Annotated in this window: 23 protein-coding genes; 22 read left to right on the forward strand and 1 reads right to left on the reverse strand. The window is 64.3% G+C overall.

The window, feature by feature from the left end:
- The first annotated feature begins 3 nt into the window (after positions 1-3).
- The 14 genes from ASF63_RS13970 (at position 4) to ASF63_RS14030 (ending at position 8,509) form a co-directional block, all read left to right on the forward strand.
- The gene (locus tag ASF63_RS13970) at positions 4-1,452 is read left to right on the forward strand and encodes a phage portal protein (RefSeq protein ID WP_162238891.1); all 1,449 of its coding nucleotides are present in this window, start codon (positions 4-6) and stop codon (positions 1,450-1,452) included.
- 67 nt (positions 1,453-1,519) lie between these two features.
- Positions 1,520-2,689 carry a hypothetical protein gene (locus ASF63_RS13975; RefSeq protein WP_056515222.1) on the forward strand — a complete coding sequence of 390 codons (1,170 nt, stop codon included), beginning with the start codon at positions 1,520-1,522 and terminating at the stop codon, positions 2,687-2,689.
- A 106-nt stretch (positions 2,690-2,795) separates the two neighbouring features.
- Positions 2,796-3,425, forward strand: coding sequence for a hypothetical protein (locus tag ASF63_RS13980; protein WP_056515224.1), 630 nt, complete (start codon positions 2,796-2,798; stop codon positions 3,423-3,425).
- A 2-nt stretch (positions 3,426-3,427) separates the two neighbouring features.
- A complete protein-coding gene (locus ASF63_RS13985) occupies positions 3,428-3,817 on the forward strand; it encodes a head decoration protein (RefSeq protein WP_200934029.1) in 390 nt (129 codons plus the stop codon).
- Positions 3,818-3,831: 14 nt separating this feature from the next.
- Complete coding sequence (locus tag ASF63_RS13990; RefSeq protein WP_056515227.1) at positions 3,832-4,845, forward strand: major capsid protein; 1,014 nt, start codon at positions 3,832-3,834, stop codon at positions 4,843-4,845.
- Positions 4,846-4,898: 53 nt separating this feature from the next.
- Positions 4,899-5,246, forward strand: a complete 348-nt coding sequence (locus tag ASF63_RS13995; protein ID WP_056515229.1) for a hypothetical protein — start codon at positions 4,899-4,901, stop codon at positions 5,244-5,246.
- Between the two features lie 2 nt (positions 5,247-5,248).
- Positions 5,249-5,650: a hypothetical protein gene (locus tag ASF63_RS14000; protein WP_056515233.1), complete on the forward strand. Its 402-nt coding sequence runs from the start codon at positions 5,249-5,251 to the stop codon at positions 5,648-5,650.
- Entirely contained in the window at positions 5,647-6,048 is a 402-nt protein-coding gene (locus ASF63_RS14005; RefSeq protein WP_056515237.1) for a DUF6093 family protein, read from the forward strand. The genes ASF63_RS14000 and ASF63_RS14005 overlap by 4 nt, the downstream gene beginning before the upstream one ends.
- Positions 6,045-6,434 carry a hypothetical protein gene (locus ASF63_RS14010; protein ID WP_056515241.1) on the forward strand — a complete coding sequence of 130 codons (390 nt, stop codon included), beginning with the start codon at positions 6,045-6,047 and terminating at the stop codon, positions 6,432-6,434. Before ASF63_RS14005 ends, ASF63_RS14010 begins: the two co-directional genes overlap by 4 nt.
- Complete coding sequence (locus ASF63_RS14015; RefSeq protein WP_056515243.1) at positions 6,431-6,859, forward strand: hypothetical protein; 429 nt, start codon at positions 6,431-6,433, stop codon at positions 6,857-6,859. Before ASF63_RS14010 ends, ASF63_RS14015 begins: the two co-directional genes overlap by 4 nt.
- A complete protein-coding gene (locus ASF63_RS19145) occupies positions 6,859-7,008 on the forward strand; it encodes a hypothetical protein (protein ID WP_157534371.1) in 150 nt (49 codons plus the stop codon). Before ASF63_RS14015 ends, ASF63_RS19145 begins: the two co-directional genes overlap by 1 nt.
- Positions 7,009-7,118: 110 nt before the next feature.
- Complete coding sequence (locus ASF63_RS14020) at positions 7,119-7,625, forward strand: hypothetical protein (RefSeq protein ID WP_056515246.1); 507 nt, start codon at positions 7,119-7,121, stop codon at positions 7,623-7,625.
- A 75-nt stretch (positions 7,626-7,700) separates the two neighbouring features.
- Positions 7,701-8,159 (forward strand): hypothetical protein, encoded by a 459-nt coding sequence (locus ASF63_RS14025; protein WP_056515249.1) that lies wholly within the window; start codon positions 7,701-7,703, stop codon positions 8,157-8,159.
- Positions 8,160-8,236: 77 nt separating this feature from the next.
- The gene (locus ASF63_RS14030; protein ID WP_157534372.1) at positions 8,237-8,509 is read left to right on the forward strand and encodes a hypothetical protein; all 273 of its coding nucleotides are present in this window, start codon (positions 8,237-8,239) and stop codon (positions 8,507-8,509) included.
- On the opposite strand, the gene ASF63_RS19150 is transcribed toward ASF63_RS14030, so the two are convergent.
- Entirely contained in the window at positions 8,506-8,904 is a 399-nt protein-coding gene (locus ASF63_RS19150; RefSeq protein WP_157534373.1) for a hypothetical protein, read from the reverse strand. The genes ASF63_RS14030 and ASF63_RS19150 overlap by 4 nt on opposite strands.
- Before the next feature lie 81 nt (positions 8,905-8,985).
- Between ASF63_RS19150 and ASF63_RS14040 the strand changes: the two genes are divergently transcribed.
- From ASF63_RS14040 to ASF63_RS14075, 8 genes are read left to right on the forward strand one after another with little or no spacing between them, the layout of a single operon-like run.
- Positions 8,986-11,814, forward strand: coding sequence for a phage tail tape measure protein (locus ASF63_RS14040; protein WP_162238892.1), 2,829 nt, complete (start codon positions 8,986-8,988; stop codon positions 11,812-11,814).
- Between the two features lie 3 nt (positions 11,815-11,817).
- Positions 11,818-12,630 (forward strand): hypothetical protein, encoded by an 813-nt coding sequence (locus tag ASF63_RS14045; RefSeq protein WP_056515263.1) that lies wholly within the window; start codon positions 11,818-11,820, stop codon positions 12,628-12,630.
- 12 nt (positions 12,631-12,642) lie between these two features.
- Complete coding sequence (locus tag ASF63_RS14050; protein WP_056515266.1) at positions 12,643-12,837, forward strand: hypothetical protein; 195 nt, start codon at positions 12,643-12,645, stop codon at positions 12,835-12,837.
- Positions 12,838-12,846: 9 nt separating this feature from the next.
- Positions 12,847-13,962, forward strand: coding sequence for a hypothetical protein (locus tag ASF63_RS14055; RefSeq protein WP_056515269.1), 1,116 nt, complete (start codon positions 12,847-12,849; stop codon positions 13,960-13,962).
- The gene (locus ASF63_RS14060; RefSeq protein ID WP_056515272.1) at positions 13,959-14,837 is read left to right on the forward strand and encodes a hypothetical protein; all 879 of its coding nucleotides are present in this window, start codon (positions 13,959-13,961) and stop codon (positions 14,835-14,837) included. The genes ASF63_RS14055 and ASF63_RS14060 overlap by 4 nt, the downstream gene beginning before the upstream one ends.
- A gap of 9 nt (positions 14,838-14,846) precedes the next feature.
- Positions 14,847-15,491 carry a hypothetical protein gene (locus tag ASF63_RS14065; protein WP_056515275.1) on the forward strand — a complete coding sequence of 215 codons (645 nt, stop codon included), beginning with the start codon at positions 14,847-14,849 and terminating at the stop codon, positions 15,489-15,491.
- Positions 15,488-16,387, forward strand: a complete 900-nt coding sequence (locus ASF63_RS14070) for a GDSL-type esterase/lipase family protein (protein WP_157534374.1) — start codon at positions 15,488-15,490, stop codon at positions 16,385-16,387. Before ASF63_RS14065 ends, ASF63_RS14070 begins: the two co-directional genes overlap by 4 nt.
- Before the next feature lie 10 nt (positions 16,388-16,397).
- Positions 16,398-17,231, forward strand: coding sequence for a M23 family metallopeptidase (locus ASF63_RS14075; RefSeq protein ID WP_082478202.1), 834 nt, complete (start codon positions 16,398-16,400; stop codon positions 17,229-17,231).
- Positions 17,232-17,240: the final 9 nt, after the last annotated feature.

Raw genomic sequence — 17,240 nt, forward strand, 5'->3', positions numbered from 1 at the left:
GTCGTGACCGATCTCGATGACGCAATGCGACTGTCTCGAATCCTCTCCCGGGAGAAGAGGCCGCTCGAGAAGAACGACCTGTACTTCGAGGGTGAGCAGCCGCTGCGGTTCCTGTCGCCGATCCTTCAGCAGGAGCTCGGGTTCCGGCTGTCGCCGATCGTCATCAACCTGGCACTGTTCGCGGTCGATGTGTACGACAACCGCCTCGACATCGAGGGGTTCCGTGTGCAGTCGACGGAGCGGACCACGGTCGGCGCTGACGGGCTGTTCACCAAGTCTGTGGTCGCGAACTCGTCTGCTGATGCGGACGTGCGTGACACGTGGCAGGAGAACGACGGGCCCTTCATCTCGCAGCAGGCGCATCGCGAGAGCCTCGCGCTCGGTCGTGCGTACGCGATGGTCGGTGGGGGAGACTCCGCGGGCGACGCACCGGTCATCACTATCGAGTCGCCGTTCGACGCGATCCACGAGGACGACCCGCGGACGAAGAAGGTTCGTCACGGGTTGAAGAAGTGGACTGACCCGGACAAGACGAAGTGGATGACGTTGCTTCGTGGCGACGGCAGCACGGTCACTTGGTTCCAGAAGGGTGGCACGTGGGTCGAAGAGACCGACGACGCCACCGACGCGAACGATCAGAAGCTGTGCGCTCTCGTCCCGCTCACGAACGACGTTCGAGTCCTGGGACGGTCTCGGCCTGGGAAGTTCGATCAGCGGCTCGGGCGCTCTGTGTTCTCGCCGATCATCTCCCCGCTGGATGCTCTGAACAAGATCGCCAGCGACATGATGGTGTCGGCTGAATTCCACGCGCTCCCGCGGCGTTGGGCGACCGGGCTCGACGAGGGAGACTTCGTCGACGAGAACGACCAGCCGATGGACACGTTCTCAATGATCGCCGGCCGCATGTGGGGCACCAAGAACGACAAGGCTCACTTCGGGCAGTTCCCCGAGGCTGAACTGTCGAACTTCCACAACACGATGAAGCTGCTCATGCAGGTCGTCGCGATGCAGCTCGGCCTCCCTTCTCACTACCTCCTCTTCCAGGGTGACAACCCACCTTCGGCGGATGCGATCCGTTCGTCGGAAGCGCAGCTGGTGAAGCGTGCTGAGCGCAAGCAGCAGGCGTTGTCGACCCGCTGGGAGATGGTGCAGCGTCTGGCGCTGATGGAGCTCGGCCGGTCTGAGGACGCACGTCCGAAGATGATCGAGACGACGTGGCGTGACCCTTCAACTCCGACGATCGCTCAGAAAGCCGACGCGATCGTGAAGCTCGTCCAGGCCAAGGACAACTCGGGCCGTTCGATCCTCCCGATCGAGCAGGCACGCGAGGACCTCGGGTACACGGACATCGAACAGGACCGCATGCGGGACTGGGATGAGAACGCCGTGCAGGACGCTCAGATCGCCGCAGCGATGAGGGGACTGGACAATGTTGCCGGAGGCGTCAGCTAACCAGTACCGGGCGCAGCAGGCCATCACCGGGACCACTGCGAAGGCAGTCTCTCGGCTCTGGTCTCGCATGGGCGCCGATTTCGACGCGTCCTGGTCCAGCATCGGCCCGCAGATGCTCGAAGTCGTCGAGACGGGACGCGCTGCCGCTGTCGCGGTAGCCGTCCCCTACACGACCGCCGTTCTCACCGAGACTGGACAGGTCGCCGAACCCATCGGTGTGCTGAGCGCATCCGCGTTCCTTGCATCGGCCCCCGACGGTCGGCCTGTCGATTCCCTGCTCGAGCAGTCCGTCATCAAGGCGAAGGTCGCCGTTGGCTCCGGCATGACCACTGAGCGTGCACTCACGGGTGCAGGGCAGTGGCTGACCATGGCCACACTCACAACACTCGCCGACACCCGCCGGATGGTCTACCAGGCCGACATCATGCAGCGCCCGACGCTCACCGGGTTCATGCGCATGCTGAACCCGCCGTCGTGCAAGGACTGCATCGCCCTCGCCGGGAAGTGGTTCCGGTGGAACGAAGGGTTCGAGCGTCACCCGAACTGCGACTGCATCCACATCCCCGCAGCGGAGAACGTCGCCGGGGACTTCCGCACCGACCCGAACGCGATGTTCGACTCCATGACCCCTGCCGAGCAGGAGCGGGTGTTCGGTCGTAGTGAGGCGCGAGCGCTTCGCGAGGGCGCCGACATCTACAAGGTCGTGAACCAGTCGAACCGGAAGCTGTCCACCGCGAACTCCGCGATCGACACGATCTACCGCAACGCCGGCACCCGCACCAACGCGATCAAGATGCTGCAACAGCAAGGGTTCATCCTCGACCGCGGGCGCGTCGTCGTCCCCCGGTCGCCGGGGGTGCTGACTGACGCGCAGGTCATCGCTGCCGGACGCGGCAAGGGCGCGGTGACCATCGCAGGGCAACGGGTCACGACCGCTCGAGCGACACGCTTCGACGCCGTCACATCCGGTACCCGCGACCCGCTCGCCCGATCCACGATGACGGCCGCGGAACGACGCCTCTACGACGCGAACTACCGGCTCGACTACGCACTCCGCACCGGCAACGTCCCGCGTGCGATCGGCACCTCGTCGGCCGACATCTACGCGCAACCGATAGTGGCGACGCCCGCCCGCATCGCCGAGCTCCGTGAAGAGCTACGCCTGCAGGTCGCGCTCCTCAACCGCACGAGCACCCCGGACTCTGTCCGCCGCCTCGCGCGACTCCTGGGCCTCTGAGCCCCCACACACTTCCTGCCGCACGGTGGGGACGCTACGCGAGCGTGTCGCGGTGCCCGACGGGGTTGAAACGGTGCACGACGGTGCCTAAACGGAAAGGTCACGCATGAAGCGCAACGCATTCGGTCAGCTGGTTCCCGCAACCCCCCGACTCCGGTTCATTGTCCCCACGGACGACACCGGCACGGGCGGCGACAGCGAGTTCAAAGCGCCGGAGTCGCAGGAGGAGCTGAACAAGCTCATCAACGGTGCCGTGGCTCGCACGCACAAGCAGTACGAGCCCCTCAAGGAGAAGGCCAACAAGTGGGACGCCCACGAGGCCGAGTCCAACAAGCCGAAGCCCAACGAGAAGCCCACGGACAAGAACGAGGACAAGCCCTCCAGCCTGTCCACGGACGACGTCCAGAAGCAGATCAACGACGCTCTGGCAGCCGAACGCAAGGAACTCGCTCTCGAGCGGGTCTCCGACCGTCTCGACAAGGCACTCGAGGGACGCAACGTCTCCGCGTCGAAGCTCTTCGCTCTCGATCGCGAGCAGTTCATCAAGGACGACGGCAAGAACGTCGACCAGGACGCGCTCAAGACCTGGGTCGAAGAGAACTCGACCGAAGTCGCCGGCCCATCTCCTCGCCGTCTCCGCGGACAGGGCGAACGCGATTCAAACGCGACCGGAGGAAGCGTCCAGGCAGGACGCGAACTCTTCGACAGCGCCAAGAAACCCACTCGAAAGGAATAACCATGCCTAAGCTCCGCACGGAGAACTTCGGCCCCGGTGACCAGTCGTGGCTCGGGTCGACGCACGGAATCCGTAACGCACGGACCGGCATCATCGACATCTCCACGTTCACCGCGGGAACCCACTACCCGGACGGATACCTCCGCTCCGGAACCCCGGTCGCCCTCGTCGGCGGCGTCTACGTCCCGTACGACGTCACCGTGGGCACCACGACCGGTGCTGGCATCCTCGCCGGCCACATCCTGACGGACCAGCAGGTCGTCGGAACGGCGGACTTCGGTGCCCCGATCCTCGACCACGGCCGTGTGAACGTCGCGAAGGTTGCGGCGATCTACACGGGGTTCGTGAAGCCCATCGCCGCGAAGCTCGCGGCCACGATCGTCTACATCTAAGAAGGGAGTAGATCATGGCACTTTGGACTGATCTGATCGACCCGGCCACACTGACCGGGTACGCTCGCCGCTCCCTCGAGGAGTACGAAGCCGAGAAGGGCTCGCTCGCTCGCTGGCTCCCCAACCGCGAGGTCGCCGACACCGTCGTGCGCTTCGTGTCCGGCCAGAAGGGTCTCGTCGAAGAGGCACGATTCCGTGCCTACGACGCCGAGCCCGAGGTCGGCAAGGGCGCACCGGGCAAGCGCACCATCCTCGAACTCCCCGCACTGGGACAGAACATCCCCGTCTCGGAGTATGAGCAGCTGCGCACCCGCAACTCCTCGGACGAGATCGTGGAGAAGTCGATCCTCCGCACCACGGATCGCGTCGTGCGGGCCGTCGCAGACCGCATCGAGCGTCTCCGCGGCATCGTCATCAACACGGGCATCGCGACCATCCCCGAGCTCGCCGCGTCGGACAGCTTCGGCCGTTCGGTGACGCACGACGTCACGGCGCCGACCCTGTGGTCGGACCCCGCCGCGGACCGTCTCGCATTCCTGGAAGGCATCATCGATGTCTACCGGGAGTCGAACGGCGTCGACCCGGGCGCGATCGTCGTCACGAACCGTGTGTTCCGCGCCCTCGCGGCCGGTACGCAGTTCCGCACCCAGCTCATCAACGGAGCATCGCGTCCCGCGACCGAGGCTGACGTGCGTGGCATCGTGACCGGTGCTGGCCTGCCGGACATCATCCGGTACGACCGCCGCACCTCGGCGGGCAAGGTGCTCGACGACTCCAAGCTGTTCCTGCTCCCCGCGCCGGTCGACCCGACCGACTCGGAGGGCACGGAGCTCGGCGCAACGTTCTGGGGTCAGACGCTGACCTCCACGGACGAGCGCTACGGCATCGAAGAGTCGGAGCAGCCGGGTGTCGTCGCGGGCGTGTACCGCGGCGAGAAGCCCCCGCTCATCGCCGAGGTCATCTCGGACGCGATCGCCCTCCCGGTGCTCGCCAACGCGGACCTCTCCCTGGCGGCGAAGGTCCTCTAAGCAGTCGGGCGGGGCGCCTACGGGTGCCCCGCCCCCTCTAGAAGGAGAACAACGTGGCGAAGATCCGCGAAGACCTCATCGGCGTCACCATCGTTCGAGACGATGCTGGCGAAGATCACATTCTCAGCGCCGGCGCAGAGGTCCCCAAAGGGCTGACGGTCGGCGAACACCTTCTCTCGGATGAGCCGAAGGGCAAGCCGTCGAAGAAGGACGCTGCCGCTTCGAAGTCGGTCGAGGTCATCATCCCTCCGAAGGGTGGGCCGGGTTCGGGTGCCGACGCATGGCGCACGTACGCCGTCGCGGAGGTCGAGCAGCGTGGCCTGAACATCGAGATCCCTGACGACGCCTCGCGCGACGACATCATCACGGCCCTCGAAGAGGCCAAGATCCCCACGGAGTGAGCATGTGGCCTGACGTTGATACCGCAGACATCACCGACCGGTGGCGTCCTCTCTCCCCGGAGGAGGAAGTCACCGCGCCTCAGCGGATCGCTGACGCTCAGGCCGAACTCAACACCGCACTCCGCCTCCGTGGTCTCGACGGCACACCAACGTTCGAGACCACGGGGGAGCTCGCCGACTGGGAGACGCTCTACGTCGCCACGGTCGTCGCATCCGTCCGCCGCTACTTCCTCAACCCTGAGGGTTGGACGGAAGAGCGGGAGTCGCTCGACGATTACGACGCCACCAGGAAGCGTGAAGCGGGCAGCGGGAACTTGTTCTTCGTCGATGCGGACATTGACCGCCTGGTGCCTCGGCGCCGGCAGCGTCGTGGGGCGTTCACGATCCGGTTGGGGCAGACGTGATTCGCGCGGAGGACGTCGCGGCGACCCTCGAGCGGGGGCGGCGCAACGCTGAGGTGCGGATGACGGAGACCGTCGAGGTGGGCACGTTCAAGGACGATGTCGACTCCGACGGTGCACCGATCCGTGTGCCGGTGGTTACGCGCTATTCCGGCATCGGCCGCATCAAGTATGAGTCGCTCACGCTGACCGACACCGACAAGTCCGCTCAGGTCGTCGCCGTGCAACGCCCGCTGCTGAGCATCCCCGTAACGTCGCCGCGACTGCACGACGGTGATGAGGTGAAGGTCACCGCATCCGCATCGGACGGCCTGCTCGTCGACCGTACGTACTCCGTCGAGGGTGCACCTCAGGCAGGGCAGACGACGTCTCACCGCTACCCGTTGAAGGAGCTGTCATGAGTGACTTCTCCGAGCTGTACGAGCTCGCCGCGGACCTCACGGACGTCCCGGCCGAAGCGAACCGGAACATCGACAAGGCCATGAAGTTCACCTCGGTCGAGATCAAAGACGACTGGCAGCAGGGCGCCGAGGCTACCGGCCTCGAGGGCTACGCCGCGTCGATCGACTTCGACATCAAATATCCGGGCGGCGCGATCGAATCCGAGATCGGCCCGAACCTCGGCAAGCGACAGGGAAGGTTCGGTCTCGTCGAGGCCGGCGGCGGGAAGGTGCGATCCTCCCCGCAGCACGCAGGTAGGGACGCGTACGAGGCGAACAAGGACGACTTCTTCCGCGGACTCGAGATCGCCGCCACCGATGCCGTGATCGACAAGGTCGAGAAATGACCCTCGCTGACCACTACGAAGCGTTCAAGGCGCAGCTCGCGCGCGGCATCCTCGCCAACAAGGTGTCTGACGTCGTCCGCTACAACGGCGATACCGCCGTTCGTGACAACTACGCCGTCCTGTATCCAGGAGCCCCGAAACGCGAGGACGATCGGTTCACGGTGATCAACTCGGTCCTCTCCGACTCCCTGTTTCGATACGACGTCCGCTACGTCGGAACATCCGTGGCCGCAGTGCTCCTGTGGCAGCAGCGCGGACAAGAGAACCTCATCCCCGAGGGTGGTGTGCACCTCAGCGTCCAAGGGCGTCGGTGCGAGCCAATCCGACTCGTCGACCCGGTCGAAGAGGGCGCGTACGAGCACGATCGCGACGCGAACCTGTTCTTCGTCGACGAGACCTACGAATTCATGTCAAGGAGGGCCTGATGGCTGAACTGGTGAACGTCCGATCCGCAAAAGGCAAGCGCAAGCAGTTCCTGGTGGACAAGCGCCTCGTCGAGAAGTACCCCGATGACTACGAAGTGGTGGAGCCGAAGAAGCCTGCCACGAAGCCTGCGGCGAAGACCGCAGAGTAACCCGAACTCGCGAAGGCCCGCACCGTCCGGTGTGGGCCTTTTGCATGCCTGGACACCGGCCGGTGCTGGGTACATAGCCCCTCCGAGGGGCATTCCCTCAAGGAGAAGAAATGGCAAACGAACCCGTACAGGCAGGTACTGCCTCCGATGGCAACGGCATCGTCATGTGGGTCCCCGGCTACGACGGCGGGCCCCTGGCGGTCGCCGATGTCAACAACGTCGCGAACAAGCGCCTGACCTATGGTCTGTCCGGCGACGGCTTCGACCTCGCCGTGACGATCAACTCGATCACCTCAAGCCGCTACACGCTGGCACAGGCACTCAAGCTCGAGGGCACGAAGGACTTCACGCTCACGACTCGCTACGTCTACAACCGTGAAGAGCCGACCGACGCCGAGCTCGTCCTCGGCGCGAAGGGAACCGCGGGAGCCTTCGTGCACATCCTCGGCTACCCGAACGGTCACACCTTCGTCGCCGGCGACGTTGTGAACGCGATCATCCCGGCGCGCATCGGAACGTCCACGGACGTGCCTCCGACCGCGAACACCGAGCTGATGAAGCAGATGATCCCCGAGATCACCGGAGAGATCCTGCTCGAGTCCGCGATCGTCGCGTAACAACCACCGGGGCGGGATGCCCTCACCCATCCCGCCCCGGTCTTCCTTCTGGTGAGAACACGGTGAGAGGTGAGAATGAACAACGAAGACTTCGATCTCGACGCGCTGCTCGCAGAAGCAGACGACCTGATCGCGAACCGAGAGCCCGAGCTCGTAGACGTCAAGCTCGGAAAGCGCATGGTGGGCGTCCGGTACATGCCGATGTCGGGCACCGACTGGCGCACGCTGACGCTGAAGCACCCACCACGCCCCGACATCCGCCAGGACCTGAACCTCGGCTACAACGTCGATGCTGTCGCCGCGGCCTATACCGACGTCGTCCTGATCGACGGCGACAAGGTCGTCAGCCTCATCCGGAAGGACGCCGAGGGCAACGACTATTCGGTGTGGCCGAAGGTGTACGCACGGCTGACGAAGACCGGCCTGGACGACGTCACCGCGTCGATGTGGGCAGCACACGAGCGAGCCCCCGAAAGGCTGGTCGTCGACGCGGGAAAAGCCTCACCGGGCTCGCGGAAGAAGAAGCCCAGCTAGCCCGAGAGCTGCACGTCACCCTCCGTGAATTGCACGGGTGGACGCCGCGCACGGTGACCCTAGACGCTGGCGGGAACGTGATCTCTGTATCTGTCACAGAGTCGCGATTTACACCGCTGGAGGTAGCCCGGTTGCTTGCCTCGCGGCGCGCGGAGAAAGCGCCCCGCGGCAGTCACGGCGTCCTGATCTCCGACGCAACCGACCCCAAGAACAAGGACGCATTCACGGTCCCGCTTCCCATCACAGACTTCGCAGGAAAGGCACTGCGCAAGACGCAAGATGCCTACGAGAAGCGCTGGGGCAAGGAAGCGATGCACGACACGTTGTGGCGCGTCGAGATGAAGGACTAGTCGCTGGTCGTGAGCTGCACTGCGATGTCGGCGCCTGACGCCGCGCATGCTCGCTCGATATCGCCGAGCATGCGGTTCGATTCGTCGAACTCGTGCCAGATGAAGAAGTCACCCATCTCGGGCCAGTTCGAGACGAAGGTCTGAATCCGGGTCTTCACATCCCCTTGAGCGGTCAGCGAGATCGCGTCGATGGAATCGCGAGTTGCCTCCCAGTCAGCGAGGTACTCGGGCATCTCCAGAGCGCCCGCCAAGAAAGTGCTCTCAAAGTCAGCGCAGGCCGCGATGTTCGGGTCCGCTGAGGGCGTCGGAGTCGGGGTCGGCTCAGCGCTGACGCCCGCAGCACACCCCGTCAGCACGAGTCCCGCGCCTACTAGCGCGATCAGTTTCTTCCGCATGCCCGGATCTTATCCCGGCACCTGCGACATCGGAGGTTCCAAATGGCGCAGAGGGTCGTATCAGTCAAGCTCACCGCACAGGTGTCTGACCTTGAGAAGGGCATGCTCGACGCCGCACGTGCCGTCCGGACGGTCGGCACCGAGGCAGAGAAGCTCGAGCAGAAGAAGCAGGCATTCGAACGCGTCGGCCAGGGACTTGTCCTGACCGGATCGGCGCTCACTGCTGTTACGGCGCTCTCGGTGAAGGCCGCACTGGATTGGGAGTCGGCATGGGCGGGCGTCACCAAGACAGTTGACGGCAACGAGCAGCAGATGGCGGAGCTCGAGGACGGGCTTCGCTCGCTCGCTCAGACTCTCCCGGCTACCCATCAGGAGATCGCTGCGGTCGCAGAGGCAGCGGGCCAGCTCGGCGTCAAGCGCAAGGACGTCGTCGACTTCACCAAGACAATGATCGACCTGTCAGAGACCACCAACCTGTCCGCAGACGAGGCAGCGACGTCGATCGCGCAGCTGATGAACGTCATGCAGACCGCTCCCGAGGACGTCGACAACCTCGGCGCCGCTCTTGTCGCGCTCGGCAACGACGGCGCATCGACTGAGCGAGACATCATCCAGATGGCTCAGCGAATCGCAGGTGCCGGAGCGGTCGTCGGCCTGACCGAGGCTCAGGTTCTCGGGTTCGCCAACGCACTGGCGTCGGTGGGTATCGAGGCTGAGGCTGGTGGATCGGCAATCTCACGCATCATGACGGACATCGCAATGTCGGTCTCTTCCGGTGGCGAGAAGCTCGACGAGTTCGCGAAGGTCGCCGGGATGTCGTCGACCGACTTCCAGAAGGCTTTCAAAGAGGCTCCGGCCGACGCGATCGCCACCTTCGTCGAAGGGCTCGGACGGATCAACGCTCAGGGCGGCGATGTCTTCCAGACTCTCTCGAACCTCGGACAGACGGACATCCGTGTGTCTCAGGCGCTGCTTGGGATGGCCAACTCGGGAGACCTGCTGCGCAAGTCGCTCGAGCTTGGTTCCGAGGCGTGGGATGAGAACACTGCTCTGGCAGAAGAGGCCGCGAAGCGGTACGAGACGACGGAGGCGAAGATTCAGATCGCGGGCAACGCCGTGCGTGATGCCGCGATCGACTTTGGCCAGGTGTTCCTCCCGGCCGTTGCCGGCGCCGCGGATGCCGTCGCGGCATTCTCGGGCTTCATGGCGGACCTGCCGGACCCCGTCCAGGGCGTGATCGCAGTTCTGACGTCGTCGGTCGGCGTGGTGGCTCTGCTCGGCGGAAGCGCGCTACTCGCCGTTCCGAAGCTCGTAGAGCTGAAGATTGCACTCGAGACGCTGAGCATCACCGGGGCATCGTCGAAGGCAGCACTCTCGTCGATGTGGCAGTTCCTCACGGGGCCTTATGGGATCGCGATGATTGCAGCTACGGCCGCTGTCGTCGGACTGTCCGTGGCACAGGAGAAGCTGCGCACCTCAACCGAGGTATTCCAGAACGTCCTCAAGAACGCGACGTCCTCAGCCGAGCTCTTCGAGGCAGGCGACTCCGCCGTGCCGTTCTTGTCCCGTCTCAACGAGGCAGTGTCGTCGGCTGAGAAGTTCCGGGAGAACCTGGACATCATCGCCCACAACGACTTCCTTCGGGGCCTGCGTGGCGAAACGAGCCAGCTCTCTGCCGTCCTCACCACCATGGGCGAGGAGATGGGAAAGCTCGCCAAGACCGATGCGCCGGCCGCAGCCCGCTCCTTCCGGATGCTGTCGGAAGAGATGGGGCTTTCGAAGTCCGAGCAGATCGATCTCCTCAACGCGATGAAGCCGTACCGCGACGAGCTCGTGCGCGTGGCTGACGCGCAGCAGCGGGACGTCACCACCAAAGACGGCCAGATCGACACGACGGCGCTCCTCGCATTCGCGATGGAGGACTCCGCAGAAGCTGCAGACACTGCCGCTGAGTCATACATGAAGCAGGCTGATGCGGTCGCTGACCTGCACTCAGATCTGACGGACCTGATCGAGCAGATCAACGAGGCGAACGGCATTGCTCAGGACGCAGTGACGGCGAACTCGAACTGGCTCACCGCGTTGTCGGGGATCTCTGAAGAGGTTCAACGGCAGAGGGATCAGTACGAGGAAGCTAACGGAACCCTGGATGGCTTCATCCTCTCTCTGGACCAGGCGACTGTTTCAGGTGCCGCGAATGCGGCCTCGTTGTCAGATGTCGCTGCCGCTGCGATCGACGCTGCTGATGCTCAGCTCCAGCAAGACCTGAACACGATGAGCGCTGATGAAGCGACCCAGAAGTACCTCGGCACTCTCGCGAGCCAAAGGCAGGCATTCGTTGATGCGGCTCTTGCCGCGGGGTACAACGCGGACGAGGTGAACGCACTCGCTGGCGAGATCTTCAATACGCCTCCTGAGCACATCACTCGGATGCTCGTTGAAACAGCTCAGGCGAAGTGGAATCTGCAGGATCTGAACAACGCGTTCAACAGCCTGCCGAAGTCCCTCAATATTCCGGTCACTACGACGGTGGTGGGGACGGGAACCGTTCTCAAGCCACCGGGCATGTCGACGGGAGGGCCAGTGATCGGGCGCGGCACGAAGGGTGTCGATTCTGAACTTCGCATGGTCGCTCCCGGCGAGCATGTGATCCCCGCCAACGAGGTAGACGCTGCAGGCGGACACCAAGGGATCGAAGCGTACCGAGCCTCACTCCGGGGTGGCGGTTGGGTTGCGCCCGCAACGGGCGCGTCTGCTCAACAGTCGCAAGGAGCGGTTGAGGTCTCGCTTGCTGGGGCCCAGTTCACGATGCTCGTCGACGGCCGTCCCGTTACAGCGATCGTGCAAGAACAGATCACTCAAGCGTCATCAGCGCGCGGCACGGGTCTCTCGAACGGAAGGCGGAAATAGCTCATGGCTGCACCTTCATTGTCGGTCGACGTGTCGGGCAATCCCTTCGTCGAGGTGTTCTTCAGCAGCGTTGCCCCCGGCACCTCCTCGCTGAAGATCTATCGTCTCAGCGAGGATCGGCAGTGGGTGGTCCGAGGGGGCATCGGCATCGCCACTGGCGTCGCCGCCCTCGACTTTGAGGCGCCGTTCCAAACGCCGGCGACGTACCGCGCGGAGCAGTTCGACGCGCTTGGTAACTCGCTCGGGTTCACTGACTCGGCCACGACGTCGGTCGACTACGCGGGGACGGTGGTTCACAACCCACTCGTCCCCGCGTCGTTGTGGGCCTCGATGCACATCACCGGTGATTCGGTCGCCCCGTTGGTGCGGCCCACCGACGGAGAGATGGTCTACGTCGAGGGCGCACCTGTGGGCAAGTGGATCGGGACTCGGCGGCAGGGACTTCGCGATGTCGAAGTCTCGCTCGAAACACAGACTCTTGCTGACGCCAACCGCGTCCAGGCGATGCTCGGAACGTACGAGACGCAGCAGGTGGGCGTGTTGTGTATCCGAACGAGCGCGCGCATCCGCTGGCCACGAACGTTCTTCGCACGCGGTGATCTGTCGGAGAAGGAACTCAACGTCCGCTTCGGTGGCGAACTGGTTCGATTCGACTCTCGGATGGACGAGGTCGAGCCTCCGTTCCCCGGCCTGGTGACGCCGCTGCTCACGTACGACGACCTCGACGCCTTCGGTAACTACACGGCGCAGGATGCCGGCTGGCTGACCTACACGGACCGTGACCGGGCGTATGAACTTGCCGGACTGTCTGGATAGCGAGGTGACGACATGGCAGCTCTGAATCTCGGTGACGAGTTCGAGCAGGCGATCATCTCTGCGGCCGGGCTCGAGGGCTTGAACCTCGACCCCGGCTCCATGGAGATCGGTCTACTCAACGACCCCACGACGACTGTGCGATTCACCTTGGTCGTCGATGTTCCCTACGAGGCGGTGCGAGCGGCGATTGCCGACGCTATCGAGTGAGGAGTCGCTGTGCGACGTTCGACAGACCTTCTCGGTGGTGTGCTCACTGGCGACTTCGATCATCACTGGTCCGCTGACCTGATCTACAACGGGGAACGTCGGCTGCAGGATGTTCCCCTCACCGATGTCAGGTTCGGCGAGGACGCGGATGCGGAAGTGCAGCAGTCTGGGTCATGCCGGATCATCTGGACCGACACCTTCGGTAAGGCGATGGCCCCGCGCGAGATCACCGATGCGTTCACCCCCTTCGGGGCGCAGCTGCGCGTCTACTCGAACATCACCTCCGGTCCTTTCTCGGAGCGGATGCAGTACGGGGTGTTCGAGATCACCGATGTTCCCTCCGCCCGCGACGAGGACATGTTCTTTCGTGGATCGATCATCACCATCGGTTCAGAGATCGAGCTGGAACTCAAGGAACTGCTCGCCGGTGTCGGTGAAGAGTCCTTCGACGTCCCCTCATCCCCGTCAGGGCTCTCCTCAACCTGGGATGAGATCGGCAAGGTGTCGGGCCTTCAGCTTGCCCGTGAAGTCGCCGATCAGCCGATCACGCGCACCATCATGTACCCGGATTCCAAGCTCGAAGCTGTCTACGAGCTCATGGACGTGATGCTCGACTGCGTCGCACATATGACGGCCGATGGTGCTCTGGCCGCTCGTCCGAACGCATGGCCGGCCCCGGTCCACACGATCCGGCGCGGCGAGGGTGGTCAGCTGGTCCGCATGGGGCGGAAGATGTCCGCTGATCGTGTCTACAACCGCGTGGTCGTCCGCGCGACCTCGGGCGACCAGAAAGCGGTTCTCGCGATCGCAGAGATCACCGAGGGTCCTCTCCGTGTCCGAGAGCCGAACGGCGCTCGCTCCCCGTTCGGTGCGCGCACATTCCGCCAGTCGAGTGAGTACGTGACGACAGCCGCGCAGGCGCAGGCGTGGGCGGACTCCACCCTTCCGACCGTGTCGACGCTGAAAGCGTCCGTCGTTCCAGTTGAGATGACGTTCGACCCACGTATCGAACGTGGCGACGTGATTCTTATCCAGCAGCTTCGGGGCACGGTCACCGGCCGAGTCCGCACGATCACGCGATCTGCTCGAGCCCGGCAGTCGTTGACCGTGGAGATCGAATCATGACCAACGAGACTGATGCGATCTTCGACATGTTCGGCGATAAGTCGAACGTCCGTATGGTCGCCGGAGCGTACCGCGGTCTCGATGGCCTCCGAGCGGTGGTCGACTTCGACGGGGGCCGGGTGCCCGCATACTTCGGGTCCGCCTGGCGACCCGTCGTCAATGACGCGGTCTGGGTGCAGATCATCGACGGCGTCGCCTGGCTCATGGGGCCGACAGCGCCGCTCGCCTCTGACGGAACGGTCGTGTCGGTTGCGGGTGGGCTTGCGACGATCTCTACCGACATCGGGAACATCGTCGCGACCTACAACACCGGTGCGACGTTGACGGCGGGTCTGCCGGTGAAGCTTCTCGCCCATGGCGGCTATCACGTGGTGGGCGTCAAAGCCTCGACGCCAGTAGCCCCGACGCCTGATCCCGGTGGCGGTGGCGGTGGGACCGTCGTCACGCAGACATTCACCCCGATCGACTCTGGATCATTCCAGAGCGGACGCTGGTGGACAGGGCAGGTCGTCGCCGGTGACAGCAACCAGGGTTGCTGGTTCTACGACCTCAAGATGCCCTGGACCATTCCCGCATCAGCGGTGGGTAGCTCGCTTGAGATCTACCTGAATCCTGTCCGAATCAGCGGCGCCGACCCGATCTTCACCACGCACGCGCACGCCACGAAGCCAGGGGGTTCCCCGGGTCTCGTGGGTGGCGCACCCGTCGACGTCACCGGCGCCGGGTGGTACCCGCTGCCGCTTTCGTTCTTCACCGCTCTGAAGTCCGGCGGTGGCTCCGCTGGCGTCGGCCTCAACCACGGCGGTTACAACATCTTCGCCTCTATCGCTCAAGACCCACAGTGCGGTGCAATCCGCACGACCTACCGGTACTAGGAGGCCCCGATGGGTTTCACCAACGGAGCGGGCCCTGAGGGCACGCCGACCATCAACAACACCCCGCAGACGGTAGCGGACCTAACACGGCTCCGTGACCTCGTCATCGAACGGGGCAACCGTTTCAAGGGGACGACCACGCAGCGGGACACGTTCACGACAGCAGGGTTCGCTGTCGAAGGGCACGAGTGGTTCGACACGACCATGGGTTGCTCGCTCATCCGTCGGGGGAGCTCGTGGAAGCGAGAGATCTCGTTCCGCATCTTCAACCTCGCTCGAGGTGGCATGACGGACGGGTCGGCGTTCTTCCAGGTGCCCACTGAGGACACCGCGAAGGACACCGAGCCCGCGTTCACTTATTCGGTGTCGCTGGAGAAGATCAAGCTTGAGGCTGGCATCTATCTGGTGTCGGTGAAGGCCCACCCTGGCTCCGCCACGACCGGTCAGTCGTTCGTCGCGCTGAGGGGGTCCGTGCAAGGTGTACTGCCTGGCGGGCGCGGTGCCGTGGCGCTGAATGCCGACCCATGGATGACCGCGACCGCGACCTTCCGGGCCGATGGATCTGAGGACCTCATCGTTGACATTCAGAAGACCACTGGCAACACGTCGAATGGTTCTGGGGTGCTCACCATCACGAAGCTGACCACGCTGTGACCCGGTGGCCATGGCGCCGGCCGCGCGCTGTCTTCATCGGCAGCTCGAACGCTACCCCGGGAACGTGGGTGGAGTCGTTCCTTGCGCAACTGGGATGGACGGGTCATAACTATTCGATCGGCGGCGGCAGCTTCACAGGCTGGGGACCGGGTACGTTCCAGAACCAGCTCGCGAATGCGATCGCCGATACGTCCTACGATCACGCCGACGTGGATTACTTCCTCGTCTGCGACCTCGGCAACGACATCCGCGCGACGTCGAACATCCACAATCACGCGAAGACGATGTTCGAGATGGTCGCCGCGGAGTACCCGCGCGCGAGGATCATCGTGCTCCCCGCGGTCTGGGGAAACGCCCCGGGCAACAACAGCGGCGGGTGCATACAGTCGATCGCTCAGCGCGTCGAGGAGATCACGAACGCGGCATTCGGCTTCGACGTCGATATCGTCCCGGAGACCTGGCTGTGGCTGGCGGACGCGGGCGGATGGATGAAGCCGAACGAGGTTCACCCGAACGCTGCAGGGTACGCCCGCATCGCGGACTTCATGGTGAAGCACGTTCGCGGCCTGCATGTCTCGACGGACCAGCCGCTTCGCCTCATCGCGCCGCGCGGTGGGGTGAACGGGGATAGCTCGTACTGGTATGCCGGTCGCTCGGGCGACCTGACGAGCATTCACGGTGTCTTCGAACTGCGGAACAACGTAGGGGTGGACACGGAGCTCGGGCAGCTCGACTACGGCATGTGGCCGATCTCGACCCCATACATTCCCGTGGTCTCCCCGGCATCCCGGCAGGTTGCCGGAACGCTCGTGGTCTTCGGGAACGGTCTCATTCGAACGCTGAGCGGTCTTCCCGCCGGCGCATACAACATCAGCCACACGTGGCGATCGTTCTGAGGAGGTAACCGTGACTGTTTGGCCGAGCGGAACGAAGTCGAGGCCGTACGTGTCGAGCTCCTTCGGCCCACGCGTCGCCCCCATACCTGGCGCATCCACGTATCACCGTGGCACGGACTTCTCGCACACATTCGACCAGATACGTGCGGTCGAGGCGGGACGCGTCGTGGCGGTCAACGTCTGGCCCGCGCTCGGCAACTCGGTGTGGATTCAGCATGACGGGTACTTCTCGAAGTCCGGCCACATGAAGAACCGGACTCTGCTGCGAGTCGGTGAGGACGTCGACGAGAACCAGTCCGTCGGGGTGATGGGCAAGACGGGGACTGCGACTGACACGCACCTTCACTTCGAGATCACGCCGGGGAAGTTCCACACCTCGAACACGGGCCAGGTGGACCCGGTGGCATTCATTCAGAGCCGACTGGCTGGCACTGCTGGCGGCGGATCATCCCCTTTGGAGGAAATCATGGCAAAGCTCGATGACGAAGACCGCGCGTGGCTGGATCGGCAGTTTGGCATTGTCGTGGAGCTACTTCGCGTTCCCGGCCAGGTGTATGGGTGGCCTCAGGCGACCTTGAACGACCTGCGTGATCTCGCACCGCTCATCCGGGACACCCAGGATCGCGTGCGTGGTCGTGACCCGCGAGGGGACATGCTGCAGCTGATCCGCGAAGACCTCGGCAAGCCCATCACTGCGGAGGTGGATGAGGCGGCGCTGGCGAAGGAGCTCGCACCGTTGCTTCCCGCCTACGTGGGCACGCTGAGCGACTCCGATCTGTCTCGGATCGCAGATGCCGCCGCAGACGAGCGGGATCGCCGCGAGCGGGAACGACTCGCGAGCTGATGCCGTACC

It is taken from the genome of Microbacterium sp. Leaf320 (assembly GCF_001423485.1).
Classification (GTDB): domain Bacteria; phylum Actinomycetota; class Actinomycetes; order Actinomycetales; family Microbacteriaceae; genus Microbacterium.

What these genes read in the sequence shown, in the direction of transcription:
- ASF63_RS13975 (WP_056515222.1), top strand. Translation starts at nt 1,520, where the DNA reads ATGGGCGCCGATTTCGACGCGTCCTGGTCCAGCATCGGCCCGCAGATG.
- ASF63_RS13980 (WP_056515224.1), top strand. Translation starts at nt 2,796, where the DNA reads ATGAAGCGCAACGCATTCGGTCAGCTGGTTCCCGCAACCCCCCGACTC.
- ASF63_RS13985 (WP_200934029.1), top strand. Translation starts at nt 3,428, where the DNA reads ATGCCTAAGCTCCGCACGGAGAACTTCGGCCCCGGTGACCAGTCGTGG.
- ASF63_RS13990 (WP_056515227.1), top strand. Translation starts at nt 3,832, where the DNA reads ATGGCACTTTGGACTGATCTGATCGACCCGGCCACACTGACCGGGTAC.
- ASF63_RS14000 (WP_056515233.1), top strand. Translation starts at nt 5,249, where the DNA reads ATGTGGCCTGACGTTGATACCGCAGACATCACCGACCGGTGGCGTCCT.
- ASF63_RS14010 (WP_056515241.1), top strand. Translation starts at nt 6,045, where the DNA reads ATGAGTGACTTCTCCGAGCTGTACGAGCTCGCCGCGGACCTCACGGAC.
- ASF63_RS14015 (WP_056515243.1), top strand. Translation starts at nt 6,431, where the DNA reads ATGACCCTCGCTGACCACTACGAAGCGTTCAAGGCGCAGCTCGCGCGC.
- ASF63_RS19145 (WP_157534371.1), top strand. Translation starts at nt 6,859, where the DNA reads ATGGCTGAACTGGTGAACGTCCGATCCGCAAAAGGCAAGCGCAAGCAG.
- ASF63_RS14020 (WP_056515246.1), top strand. Translation starts at nt 7,119, where the DNA reads ATGGCAAACGAACCCGTACAGGCAGGTACTGCCTCCGATGGCAACGGC.
- ASF63_RS14025 (WP_056515249.1), top strand. Translation starts at nt 7,701, where the DNA reads ATGAACAACGAAGACTTCGATCTCGACGCGCTGCTCGCAGAAGCAGAC.
- ASF63_RS19150 (WP_157534373.1), bottom strand. Translation starts at nt 8,904, where the DNA reads ATGCGGAAGAAACTGATCGCGCTAGTAGGCGCGGGACTCGTGCTGACG.
- ASF63_RS14045 (WP_056515263.1), top strand. Translation starts at nt 11,818, where the DNA reads ATGGCTGCACCTTCATTGTCGGTCGACGTGTCGGGCAATCCCTTCGTC.
- ASF63_RS14050 (WP_056515266.1), top strand. Translation starts at nt 12,643, where the DNA reads ATGGCAGCTCTGAATCTCGGTGACGAGTTCGAGCAGGCGATCATCTCT.
- ASF63_RS14060 (WP_056515272.1), top strand. Translation starts at nt 13,959, where the DNA reads ATGACCAACGAGACTGATGCGATCTTCGACATGTTCGGCGATAAGTCG.
- ASF63_RS14065 (WP_056515275.1), top strand. Translation starts at nt 14,847, where the DNA reads ATGGGTTTCACCAACGGAGCGGGCCCTGAGGGCACGCCGACCATCAAC.